This window comes from Pseudonocardia lacus, from assembly GCF_018531445.1.
Lineage (GTDB): Bacteria > Actinomycetota > Actinomycetes > Mycobacteriales > Pseudonocardiaceae > Pseudonocardia > Pseudonocardia lacus.
Window position 1 is genome coordinate 1 of sequence record NZ_JAHDTH010000239.1, and the last position, 11765, is coordinate 11765.

Here is an 11765-nt window from a genome sequence, read left to right on the forward strand (position 1 = left end):
GCTCCGAGAACGGCACGTTGAGCTGCACGGGCCCGGGCGCGCCCGCCCCGGCCGCGGCGACCGCCCGGTCGACGATCGAGCGCAGCAGCGCGGCCGACGCACCCGGCGCCGCGTCCAGCGCGGCCCGCACCGCGGACCCGAAGATGCCCGGCTGCGCGATCGTCTGGCTGGCCCCGGTGCCGATCAGCTCGGCGGGCCGGTCGGCGCTGAGCACCAGCAGCGGCAGCCCGGCGTGCGCGGCCTCCAGCACCGCGGGGTGCAGGTTGGCCACCGCCGTGCCGGACGTCGTGCACACCGGCACGACCCGCCCGGACCGGGCGGCCAGCCCCAGCGCCAGGAACCCGGCGGTGCGCTCGTCGATCCGCACGTGCAGCCGCAGCAGCCCGGCCGCGTCGGCGGCCTGCAGCGCGAAGGCCAGCGGAGCGTTGCGCGAGCCCGGGCACAGCACGGCGTCGGCCACCCCGGACCGCACCAACTCGTCGACGATCACCCGGGCGCGGGTGACGGAGGACAGCACCCCGTCGAGGGTAGGCGCCGACCGGGGGCGGACGCGGGTGAGGGCAGCCGGACCACCAGGTCGCGACCCTGTGACGGGCCACTCCGTGGCCGTCCTCACCCCGGTCGCTCCGCGGTCGGCCGCTTCCGGGCACCCACCAGCAGCACGGCGCCGAGCAGCAGCACCACCGCGCCCGCACCGGCCACGGCGCCACCCGGCGTCGTCAGCTTCCGGGCCACCCCGCCGACCCACGGGACGCGGTACCACATCACCCCGCGGACGTCGGCCGCGGCGACGGCGGCCGGGTCGGGGTCCGCGTTGGCGTCGCCCCGGGTGCGGAACTCCGGCCCCGGCAGCACCTCGACCACCCGGTGGGTGACGACCCGGGTGGTGCTGGACATCGGGTCGCGGGCCAGGAACGTGACGACGTCGCCGACCGCGATCCGCTCGACCGGCCGCGGCCGGATCACCACGACGTCGCCGGGGGCGAGCGTCTCGCGCATGCTCGGCGACAGCACGGTGAGCGCCGTCCCCCCGGCGACCGCGGGCACGACCGCGACGGCCGCGGCCAACCCGAGCGCGGCCAGCATCACCAGCCCGACGAGCCGGCGCAGCGCCACGCCCGGTGCCCCCGCCCGACTCCGTTGCGTGGTCCGGTGGCTCCCACCCATGGTGCTCCCCTCCCCGCGACAGGATTGCCGCTCACCCTGCGTCGACGATTCATCTCATACCGCCGATCACTCAGGTCATCCCTTTGTCCACCCGATCGAGGTCATCCGGGGGGTGACCGCTCCACGAATTCCCGGCACTCCTCGACTCAGCACGGTCGGCACCCCGGAACATCGCCGGAGTCCATTCCACGACGATTCTGCAGAACGCCGGGTTCCGGCTCGCCGTCGGGATCGCCATCGCGCGGGCCACCGCTTCCAGGGACCTGGCCGCGGGCGACACCACGACCTACGCCCTCCGATTCGCCCTGCCCGACCTCGGCGGCACCGGCAACAAGGTCCAGGGCGACCCGATCGCGACCACGTCGTCCTTGACCTGGTCCAGGTGTGATCGAGGAGTCCACAATTCCCACCCAACTCCGTGAACGCCGCTCCATTCGGGGTGCGTTCCGTCGACACCCCGTCACGGCGACGCTGCCGGCGATCCTGCTCGTCGCCCTGACGGGCGCCGGCGGTCCCGTCATCGGAAATGCGCTCGCGCGTTTCTCCGACACCGAGGCCGGCGGCACGAGCACCGCGGGCGCGGCGCGGGTGGCGCGGACACCGTCGACGGCGCGTACTGCGACCTCACCCCGGGGTAGGGAGCGCCCCACCCCGGGTCGGGGGCCGAGCGGAGTGTGGGCGAACGCCCCGGCGCGTGTGATGGTTCCCGTGACGACAACGACCTTGGCCGGGGCCCACCCCGGCACGACCCCGGTCGCGGCGGCGGTCGCGCTGCGCGGGATCACCCGCACCTACGGCGACGGCCCGACCGCCGTCCGCGCCGTCGACGGGGTCGACCTCGCGTTCCCCCGCGCGACCTGGACCGCGGTGATGGGGCCGTCCGGTTCCGGGAAGTCGACGCTGCTGCACTGCGCCGCCGGCCTGGAGCGGGTCGACAGCGGGCAGGTGCTGCTGGGCGACACCGACATCACCGACGCCTCCGACGACGAACTCGCCGCGCTGCGCCGCGAACGCATCGGCTTCGTCTTCCAGGGCTACCACCTGGTCGGCGCGCTCACCGCCGCGCAGAACGTCGCGCTGCCCCTGCGGCTGGCCGGGCGCAGGCCACCGCGGGCCGAGGTGCACGCGGCGCTGGCCATGGTCGGGCTGGGCGACCGGGCCCGGCACCGGCCGCGCGAGCTGTCCGGCGGCCAACAGCAGCGGGTGGCGATCGCCCGCGCCATGGTCACCCGACCCGAGGTGCTCTTCGCCGACGAGCCCACCGGCGCGCTGGACTCCACGTCCGCGCGCACCGTCCTCGACCTGCTCGGCGCCATGGCCGCGCGCGGCCAGAGCATCATCATGGTCACCCACGACCCGGCGGCCGCCGCCCGCGCCGGGGCCGTCGTGTTCCTGCGCGACGGGCGCGTCGTCGACCGGCTCGTCGGGGCCGGTGCCCACGACGTCGCCAACCGCCTCGTCGGCCTGGAGCGATGATGATCGGGTTGAGCCGGGCCACCTTCACCGAGCGCTGGCCGCTGTTCACCGGCGCCGCGCTGACCGTCTGCCTCGGGGTCGCGCTGGTCCAGTCCTCGCTGCTGGTGCTGATCTCCGCGGCCACCCTCCCGGTGCCGGCCGGGCTCGACCCCGCGGCCCGCGCCGCGTTCGTCGATGGCAGCTCCACCGCCGTCACGCTCAGCGCGCTCACGCTGGCGTTCTCGGCGTTCCTCGCGGTGTTCATCGTGTCCTCGACGTTCGCGTTCACCGTGGCCCAGCGCCGCCAGGAACTGGCCCTGCTGCGGCTGGTCGGGGCCGACCGGGGCGCGGTGCGCCGGCTGCTCGTCGGCGAGGCCGTGCTGCTCGCCGTCGTCGGCACGGCCGCCGGCATCCCCGTCGGGATCGCCGCCACCCGGTTCCAGTCCGGGCTGCTGGCCGGGCTGGGCATGGTGCCCGCCGGGTTCACCGCCGAGTGGCGCAGCTGGATCCTCGGGGTGAGCGCGGGCGTCGGCATCGGCGTCTCGCTGGCCGGGGTGCTGGTCGCCGCGCGGCGGGCCGGCCGGGTGCGGCCGCTGGAGGCGCTGCGCGACACCGGCGGCTCCGCCCGCGTCATGACCGCGGCCCGCTGGGGCGCCGGGGTGGTGTTCGCCGCCGGCGCCGCCGCGCTCGTCATCATCGCCCCCGTCGGCGGCGCCGCCGGCGGGCAGGCGATGGCCGCCAACGCCGCCCTCTGCCTGGCCGTGGCGCTCAGCGCGCTGAGCCCGCTGCTGGTACCCGCCGTGGCCCGGCTCGTCCCGACCCGCGGGCCGATCGGCGAGCTGGCCGTGGCCGCGCTGGGCGACGGCGTGCGGCGCAGCGCCGCGATCGCCGCCCCGGTGATCGTGCTGGTCGGGCTGGTGCTGGCGCAGGCCGGCATGCTGACCTCCACCGCGGCCGCCGGCGAGGCCGAGCAGCGCCGCACGACCGCGGGCGAACTGGTCCTCGACGCCCGCGGCCCCGTCGGCGACCGCGTCACCGACCTGCCCGGCGTGGCGTGGGCCTCCACCGAGACCGTGCTGCCCCTCGCCGTCACCTGGGGTTCCGGCGACGACGTCGAGAGCGACGACGGGCAGGCGCTGGTCGTCGACCCCGCCGCCTACGCGACCGCCCACCCCGGCAGCGACGCCGTCGCGGCGCTGCACGGGCGCGTCGCGGTGGCCGGCCCCGGCTCCGGTGGCGGATCGCCCGGCGACACCGTCGGCGTCCGGGTCGGCGACAGCGACCTCGGTCCACTGCCGATCGTCGCCGAGGTGCCCGACGCCATCAGCGACGGCGCCGACCTGCTGCTGACCGCCGACTCCGTGCCGGCCGCCGAACTCGCCGCCGCGCCGTCGCGCACCCTGGTGGCGCTGGCCCCCGGCGCCGACCGCGACGCCGTCGTGGCCGCCCTCTCCGCCATCGGGCCGGTCTCGACCGTGGCGGACCGGATCGCCGCCGACGCCGCCGGCCGCGACGCCACCACCGTCGCCGTCTTCATCGTGATCATGGGATTGGGCGGGGTGTACGCGCTGATCGGCGTGGTCAACGCGGTGGTCATCGGGACCGCCCCGCGACCGGCCGAGTTCGCCACCGCCCGGCTGTCCGGGCTGACCCGGGGCCAGGTCGTACGGGCCGCGCTGCTCGAGTCGGCCGTGGTGACCACCGTCGGGCTCGTGCTGGGCGGGGTCGCGGCCGGGGCGTCGTTCGTCGCGACCCTCGCCGTGACCAGCCGGATGACCGGCACGCCCACCCTCGTCCTGCCCTGGGACCTGATCGGCGCGCTGGCCGCCGGCCTGTACCTGGTGACCGCCCTCACCAGCACCCTCACCACGTGGTCGGCCACCCGCCGCGCCCCCGTCGCCCTCCTCGGCGCCGCCACCTGATTCGTCTTGGTTCGTCGCCCCGGGGAGCACCCGTCCCGAGTTCAGGAAAGCCACGATGCTGCCCTCTGCGGGCAGCATCGTGGCTTTCCTGAACTCCGGCGCGGGGGGAAGAGGGGGCGCCGGTAGCGTGGGGGGCGAGATGAGCGCCACCCTGAAGGCCTCCGGCCTCGCCGCCGGTCACGGCGCCCGCGTCCTGTTCTCCGGCCTCGACCTGGTCATCGCCCCCGGCGACGTGCTCGGTCTGGTCGGCGTCAACGGGGCGGGCAAGTCCACGCTGCTGCGGATGCTGGCCGGCGAGCAGCCCCCGGAGGACGGTTCGGTGTCGGTCAGCCCGCCGGGCGCCACGATCGGGCACCTGCCGCAGGAGCCGGAGCGCCGCCCCGGCGAGACGGTCGCCGCGTTCCTGGCCCGGCGCACCGGCGTCACCGCCGCCCAGGACGCGATGGAGGCCGCGGCCGAGGCGATGGGCACCGGCGAGCCCGGCGCCGACGACCGCTACGCCGAGGCCCTCGACCGCTGGCTCGCCCTCGGCGGCGCCGACCTCGACGAGCGCACCGGCCACGCCATGGCCGACGTCGGGCTCGCGGTCGACCCGACCACCGCGGAGATGACCGGCCTGTCCGGTGGGCAGGCGGCCCGCGCCGGGCTCGCCGCGCTGCTGCTGTCGCGCTACGACCTGCTGCTGCTCGACGAGCCCACCAACGACCTCGACCTCGACGGCCTGGAGCGGCTGGAGCGGTTCGTCACCGAACGCGCGCGCCTGGGCCGCGGCGGGCCCACCGTGATCGTCAGCCACGACCGGGAGTTCCTCGCCCGCACCGTCACCCGGATCGTCGAGCTCGACCTGGCCCAGCAGCGGGTCGGCGTCTACGACGGCGGCTACGACAGCTACCTGGCCGAGCGCGCGGTCGCCCGCCGGCACGCCCGCGAGGCCTACGAGGAGTACGACGACAAGCTCGGCGCCCTCAAGGACCGCGCCCAGATGCAGCGCAACTGGATGGCCACCGGCGTGCGCAACGCCCGCCGCAAGGCCACCGACAACGACAAGATCAGCCGCAAGACCCGCACCGAGGCCAGCGAGAAGCAGGCCGCCAAGGCCCGCCAGACCCAGCGCATGATCGAGCGCCTGGACGTCGTCGAGGAGCCGCGCAAGGAATGGGAGCTGCGGATGAGCATCGCCGCCGCCCCCCGCTCCGGCGCGGTGGTCGCCTCGCTCGACGGCGCGGTCGTGCGCCGCGGCGACTTCACCCTCGGCCCGGTGACCGCCCAGGTCGACTGGGCCGACCGGATCGTCGTCACCGGCGCCAACGGCTCCGGCAAGACCACGCTCCTCGGCGCGCTCCTCGGCCGCGTCCCCGTCGACGAGGGCCGCGCCGGCCTCGGCTCCGGGGTGCGCGTCGGCGAGATCGACCAGGCCCGCGGCCTGTTCCTCGGCCCCGAACCGCTGGTGCGGGCCTTCGGCGAGGCCGTGCCGGACTGGTCCGACGCCGACGTCCGCACCCTGCTGGCCAAGTTCGGCCTGACCGGCGAGCACGTCCCCCGCCCCGCCGCCTCGCTCTCCCCCGGGGAGCGGACGCGCGCGGCGCTGGCGCTGCTGCAGGCGCGGGCGGTCAACCTGCTCGTGCTCGACGAACCCACCAACCACCTCGACCTGCCCGCCATCGAGCAGCTCGAACAGGCCGTCGACTCGTTCGCGGGGACCGTGCTGCTGGTCACCCACGACCGGCGGATGCTGGACACGGTGCGGGCGACGCGGCGGTGGGTGGTCGACGGGGGCCGGCTCACCGAGACGTCCGCCTGACGCGGCCGGTCAGCTGCTACCGCGCAGCCGCAGGGTCGGCACCGCGCCCATCACCGCGGCGCCCCTGCGCCCACCCGCGAGACCCAGCGCCGCCTCCCCCACGGCCGCCCCGTACGCCCACACGTCGCACCCGACGGCCGTCAGCGGGGGGTCGGTCACCGCGCACACCGCGGAGTCGCCCCACACGACGACCGCCACGTCGTCGGGCACCGCCAGCCCGAGGCGGCCGAGCGCCGAGAGGCCGGCGACGCCGGCGATCCCGCCGTCGTAGACGATCGCGGTGGGGCGCTCGGGGCTGTCGAGGAGCTCGCGAGTGGCCGAGTCGACCGCCTCGCCGGACAGGTCCGTGGCGATCTGCCGCACCGCGACGCCGTCGGCGGCGGCGAACGCCAGCTCCCGGACGTGCACGCGCCCGAGGTGGGCGGGGCCGCAGACCCAGCCGACGGTGCGGTGCCCCCGCTCGACGAGGTGCCCGACCAGGGCGTCGACACCCGCCGGGTCGTCGACGCCGACGGCGGCGAGGCCGCCGGAGAGCCCCGGGTCGCCGGCGACGAGGGCGGGCAGGTCGAGCGACTCCAGCAGGGCCACCCGGGGGTCGTCCACCAGTACCTCGACGACGATGACCGCGTCGACGCGGCGCTCGGATGCCCACTTGCGGTAGCCGGCCGCCTCCTCCTCGGCCCCGGACGCCAACCGCAGCAGCAGGGTCTGCGAGCGCTTCGCCAGCACGTCCTCCAGACCGGCGACGAACTCCAGCACCGACGGCTCGCGCACCGCGGCGCGGGCCAGCACGAGACCGATGGTGTCGGTGCGCGCGCCGGACAGCATCCGGGCGGCGCTGTTGGGCACCCAGTTGAGCTCCTCGGCGACCTTGAGCACGCGGGCGCGGGTGGACGCGGACACCCCGGGCTGGCCGTTGAGGGCGTAGGACACCGCGCCCTTGGACACTCCCGAACGGCGGGCGATCTCGGTGATGGTGACCCGGGCCACGCGTTCCCCTTCCCCCGACGGACCACGCTGGTGAGCCCGGGATCGTCGTCGCCGCACCCCGAGCGCTGCCCCGTCCAGGCTAGACACGTCCATCAGCGCCCCGCTCGGCCGTGTCGCCGCGACCGGGGAACGGGCCCGGACGAGGGCTGGCCCCGCCGGTGCCCGCACGGCACGGTTGACCCGTGCCGCTCCCCCCATCGCCCTCCCCCGACCCGACCGACCCGGTGCACCTGCGGGCCGGTGGGGTGTCCGTCGTGCTCGACCTGCCGGTCGAGGGGCCGCCGCTGGTCCTGCACTGGGGGGCCGACGTCGGGCCGCTCGGCCCGGCCGCCCTGCGCGACCTGGCCGCCGCGTCCGTCCCGGACCCCGGGAACAACGGCCCGGACGTCCCGGTGCGCGTCGGGCTGCTGCCCGAGGCCGCCACCGGCTGGGCCGGCGCGCCGGGGCTGCTCGGTCACCGCGACGGCGACGCCTGGTCGACGCGCTTCCGACGCACCGGGCACGACGTCGGGCCCGCCGGGGACGGCGAGCGGCTGCACGTCCGGCACGCCGACCCGGCGGCCGGCCTCGAACTCGACGTCGAGCTGGAGCTGTCCGCCTGCGGCCTGCTGCGCTGCCGCGCCGAGCTGCGCAACACCGGCCCCGGGCCGTACTCGCTGGAGCGCCTGGACCTGGCGCTGCCGGTGCCGCCGGTCGCCGCGGAGGTCCTCGACCAGGCCGGCCGGTGGGCGCGGGAGCGCGCGCCGCAGCGCCGCCCCGTCACCGTCGGCACCCACCTGCGGGAGAACCGGCGCGGGCGCACCGGGCCGGACGCGGCCACCGTGCTGTTCGCCGGCGAGGAGGGGTTCCGGTTCGGCGCGGGCGAGGTGTGGGGGCTGCACGTCGGGTGGAGCGGAAACCACCGGTCCGCGGTGGAGCGCACGGCGTCGGGCGAGACGCTGATCAGCGGCGGTGAGCTGCTGCTGCCCGGCGAGGTCGTGCTGGCGCCCGGCGAGGCCTACGTCGGTCCGTGGCTCTACGCCACCTACGGCGACGGCCTCGACGAGGCCGCGGCCCGCGTCCACGAGTACCTGCGGGCCCGCCCGGGCCACCCGCGCTCGCCGCGCCCGGTCGTGCTCAACACCTGGGAGGCCGTGTACTTCGACCACGACCTCGACCGGCTGCTGCGCCTGGCCGAGGTCGCCGCCGAGCTGGGCGTCGAGCGCTACGTGCTCGACGACGGCTGGTTCCTGGGGCGCCGCGACGACACCGCCGGGCTGGGCGACTGGGTCGTCGACCCGCAGGTCTGGCCGGACGGGCTGCACCCGCTGGTCGACCGGGTGCGGGAGCTGGGGATGCAGTTCGGGCTGTGGGTGGAACCGGAGATGGTCAACCCCGACTCCCGGCTGGCCCGCGAGCACCCCGACTGGATCCTGCGGACCGGCGGGCGACTGCCGGTGCCCTCGCGCCACCAGCAGGTGCTCGACGTCGCCCGCCCCGAGGCCTACGCCTACCTGCTGGAACGGCTGTCCGCGCTGGTGGGCGAGTACGACCTGGCGTACCTGAAGTGGGACCACAACCGCGACCTGGTCGACGCCGGCTCCACCGCCACCCACCGGGCCGGCGTGCACCCAGACGCTGGCCGTCTACCGGCTGCTCGACGAGCTGCGCGCCGCGCACCCCGGGCTGGAGATCGAGTCGTGCTCGTCCGGCGGCGCGCGGGCCGACCTGGGCGTGCTGGAGCGCACCGACCGGATCTGGGCCAGCGACTGCATCGACCCGCACGAGCGCCAGCATATCCTGCGTTGGACCGGCCAGCTCCTGCCGCCCGAACTGGTCGGCAGCCACGTCGGCAGCCCGGCGTCGCACTCCACCGCCCGCGTCCACGACCTCTCGTTCCGCGGGGCGACCGCGCTGTTCGGCTCGTTCGGGATCGAGTGGGACGTCACCGGCTGCTCGCCCGACGAGCTCGCCGAGCTGGCGGGCTGGGTGGCGCTGGCCAAGCGGTTCCGGCCGCTGCTGCACGGCGGGCGCACCGTGCGCGTCGACCACCCCGACCCCGCGCTGTGGGCGCACGGCGTCGTCGCGGCGGACCGGTCCGAGGCGCTGTTCGCGTTCGTCGCGATGGACCGGTCGCTGACCTGGCCGCCCGGACCCGTCCGGCTGCCCGGCCTGGACCCCGACGCCGACTACCGGCTGACGCCGGTGGGGCCGGGCGCGGGCGCCGAGCCGATCTCCGGGCGGTCGCGGCCGGCCTGGCAGTCCGGCGGGCTGGTGCACTCCGGGCGCGTGCTGGGCACGGTCGGGGTGCGGCCGCCCGCGCTGCACCCCGACCACGCGGCACTCGTCCACCTGGTCCGTGGGTGAGCGTCCCGGCGCCGGGCCCGGTCCGGGCTCCCGACCACCGGGCGGTCGTCCTGGTCGAGGGCGAGAGCGACCGGGAGGCGCTGCTGGCGCTGGCCCGGCTGCGCGGCCGCGACCTGGCCGCCGACGGCGTGGCGGTGCTGGCGATGGGCGGCATCACCAACGTCGGGCACTTCCTCGACCGGCTCTGCGTCCCGGGCAGCGGGGTCGCGGTCGCCGGGCTGTACGACGCCGGGGAGGAGCGCCACGTCCGCCGGCACCTGGCCCGGACCGGGATCGGCACCGCCGCCGACCGCGCCGGGCTGGAGGCGCTGGGCTTCTTCGTCTGCGACCTCGACCTGGAGGACGAGCTCATCCGGGCGCTCGGGGTGGCCGCGGTCGAAGGGGTGGTGGCCGCCCAGGGCGAGCTGGGCAGCCTGCGGACCCTGCGCCGCCAGCCCGCCCAGCGCGACCGGACCGCGGCCGCGCAGCTGCACCGGTTCCTGGGCAGCCGCGGCGGGCGCAAGGTCCACTACGCGCGGCTGCTGGTGGAGGCGCTGGACCCGGACCGCGTGCCCCGCCCCCTCGACGCCGTCCTGGAGAGGGTCCTGGGGTGACGCGGGCATGACGAACGGGGCGGCGCCGGCCTGGTGGCCGGTCGGACCGCCCCGTCGGGCTCGGGTGTGGGGTCTCGGTACGGGCTCGGGGCTGGTGCGGGCTCGGGGGCGTCGGCTCGGACGGCCCCCGGTCAGACCTTCTGGGGCTCGGACCCCTGCTGGCCGATGGCGAAGCGCAGCTCCTCCTGACCGTCGTCGGTCGCGACCGGCTGGACGTCGAGGATCTTGTCGTCGAGCACCTCGGCGGCCAGCGGCTCCAGGAACACGGCCACCCCGTCGCCGGAGAGGACGACGTCGTCGGCGTCCGGGCGCCCGGCCAGCGAGAGCTCCAGGCCTTCGTCCGGGTCCGGCGCCGCGATCCTGAGGCCACCCCCGGCGGGCAGCTCCGCATCGGTGGTCAACGACTTGATGGCCTCTGCCGCGGTATCGGTGATTGCCAACATGGGCGTCAACGATAGGCGCGAATCGTCGGATCCGCACCCCCGCGGCCCCACCCGTCCCGTTGGGTGGAACTCCGGGCGCGACGGGCGGCCGTTCTCGTGCGTTATACGTCCGTTATCCGAAGGTGTCCGGGTCGGGGCCGCGCCGGGTGCCGGTGTTCAGGCCGTCGATGGCGGCCATGTGCTCGGCCGGCAGCTCGAAGTCGAACACGTCGATGTTCTCGGCGATGCGCGCCGGCGTGGACGACTTCGGGAAGACGATGTTGCCCAGCTGGACGTGCCAGCGCAGCACGACCTGGGCCGGGGTCTTGCCGTGGCGGGCGGCCAGATCGCTCAGCACCGGGTCTTCCAGCAGGTCACCGCCCTGGAACAGCGGGCTCCACGCCTCGGTCGCGATCGCGTTCTCCCGGTGGTAGGCGCGCAGTTCGGCCTGCGGCAGCCGCGGGTGCAGCTCGACCTGGTTGACCGCGGGCACGGTCCCGCTCTCCTCCGCGAGCCGCTGCAGGTGCGGGACCTGGAAGTTCGACACCCCGATCGCCCGCGCACGGCCGTCAGCGAGCAATTGCTCCAGGCAATTCCAGGCGTGCACGTACTGGTCGTGCCGGGGGCGCGGCCAATGGATGAGGAACAGGTCGACGTGGTCGGTGCCCAAGCGCTTGAGGCTCTCCTCCAGCGCCCGCACCGGGTCGCCGTGGCGGCTGTTCTCCAGCTTCGTCGTGATGAAGACCTCATCGCGGGACAGGCCCGACTCGCGGACCGCCTGCCCCACCCCCTCCTCGTTGCGGTAGCCCTGCGCGGTGTCGATGTGGCGGTAGCCGGCCTCGAACGCCGTGCGCACGACCTCCGCCGTGCGCTCGGGCGGGACCTGGAACACGCCGAAGCCGAACTGGGGGATCTCGACGCCGTTGTTCAGGCGGACCTGCGGTACTTCGACCATGTCCGATGTCGTACCCGTCGGTCGCGCCCGGCAAAAGTGACCCTCGTCAGGACGCCCAGACGTGCGCGAACTCCTCGACGGCCGCCGCGGCCTGGGCGCGCCCGGCCCGCGCGG

Annotated in this window: 10 protein-coding genes and 1 pseudogene; 6 read left to right on the forward strand and 5 right to left on the reverse strand. The window is 76.1% G+C overall.

Going from position 1 to position 11765, the window contains the following annotated elements; translation table 11 throughout:
* Together KIK08_RS33570 and KIK08_RS33575 are read right to left on the reverse strand one after the other, a co-directional pair.
* The coding region (locus tag KIK08_RS33570) for a thiamine pyrophosphate-binding protein (RefSeq protein WP_308258055.1) at positions 1 to 517 on the reverse strand (517 nt) is incomplete at its 3' end.
* 95 nt (positions 518 to 612) lie between these two features.
* Complete coding sequence (locus tag KIK08_RS33575; protein WP_214407345.1) at positions 613 to 1116, reverse strand: signal peptidase I; 504 nt, start codon at positions 1114 to 1116, stop codon at positions 613 to 615.
* Positions 1117 to 1866: 750 nt separating this feature from the next.
* Between KIK08_RS33575 and KIK08_RS33580 the strand changes: the two genes are divergently transcribed.
* The 3 genes from KIK08_RS33580 to KIK08_RS33590 all read left to right on the forward strand — a co-directional run bounded on the left by KIK08_RS33580 (position 1867) and on the right by KIK08_RS33590 (position 6345).
* Positions 1867 to 2643, forward strand: coding sequence for an ABC transporter ATP-binding protein (locus tag KIK08_RS33580; RefSeq protein ID WP_214407346.1), 777 nt, complete (start codon positions 1867 to 1869; stop codon positions 2641 to 2643).
* On the forward strand, positions 2643 to 4544 hold the full coding sequence (locus KIK08_RS41245) for an FtsX-like permease family protein (RefSeq protein ID WP_214407347.1): 1902 nt from the start codon (positions 2643 to 2645) through the stop codon (positions 4542 to 4544). The genes KIK08_RS33580 and KIK08_RS41245 overlap by 1 nt, the downstream gene beginning before the upstream one ends.
* 139 nt (positions 4545 to 4683) lie before the next feature.
* Positions 4684 to 6345: an ABC-F family ATP-binding cassette domain-containing protein gene (locus tag KIK08_RS33590; RefSeq protein ID WP_214407348.1), complete on the forward strand. Its 1662-nt coding sequence runs from the start codon at positions 4684 to 4686 to the stop codon at positions 6343 to 6345.
* A 9-nt stretch (positions 6346 to 6354) separates the two neighbouring features.
* Here KIK08_RS33590 and KIK08_RS33595 read toward each other — a convergent pair whose 3' ends face one another.
* Entirely contained in the window at positions 6355 to 7335 is a 981-nt protein-coding gene (locus KIK08_RS33595; protein WP_214407349.1) for a LacI family DNA-binding transcriptional regulator, read from the reverse strand.
* A 254-nt stretch (positions 7336 to 7589) separates the two neighbouring features.
* On the opposite strand from KIK08_RS33595, the pseudogene KIK08_RS40655 reads away from it, so the two are divergent.
* The 3 genes and pseudogenes from KIK08_RS40655 to KIK08_RS42130 form a co-directional block, all read left to right on the forward strand.
* Positions 7590 to 8870, forward strand: a pseudogene (locus KIK08_RS40655) (alpha-galactosidase); the annotation flags it as partial.
* A 130-nt stretch (positions 8871 to 9000) separates the two neighbouring features.
* Positions 9001 to 9681 carry an alpha-galactosidase gene (locus tag KIK08_RS40660; protein ID WP_250558363.1) on the forward strand — a complete coding sequence of 227 codons (681 nt, stop codon included), beginning with the start codon at positions 9001 to 9003 and terminating at the stop codon, positions 9679 to 9681.
* Positions 9678 to 10274: a TOPRIM nucleotidyl transferase/hydrolase domain-containing protein gene (locus KIK08_RS42130; protein WP_214407350.1), complete on the forward strand. Its 597-nt coding sequence runs from the start codon at positions 9678 to 9680 to the stop codon at positions 10272 to 10274. Before KIK08_RS40660 ends, KIK08_RS42130 begins: the two co-directional genes overlap by 4 nt.
* Positions 10275 to 10405: 131 nt before the next feature.
* Here KIK08_RS42130 and KIK08_RS33610 read toward each other — a convergent pair whose 3' ends face one another.
* Together KIK08_RS33610 and KIK08_RS33615 are read right to left on the reverse strand one after the other, a co-directional pair.
* The gene (locus KIK08_RS33610) at positions 10406 to 10717 is read right to left on the reverse strand and encodes an adhesin (RefSeq protein ID WP_214407351.1); all 312 of its coding nucleotides are present in this window, start codon (positions 10715 to 10717) and stop codon (positions 10406 to 10408) included.
* A 112-nt stretch (positions 10718 to 10829) separates the two neighbouring features.
* Entirely contained in the window at positions 10830 to 11651 is an 822-nt protein-coding gene (locus KIK08_RS33615) for an aldo/keto reductase (protein ID WP_214407352.1), read from the reverse strand.
* Positions 11652 to 11765: the final 114 nt, after the last annotated feature.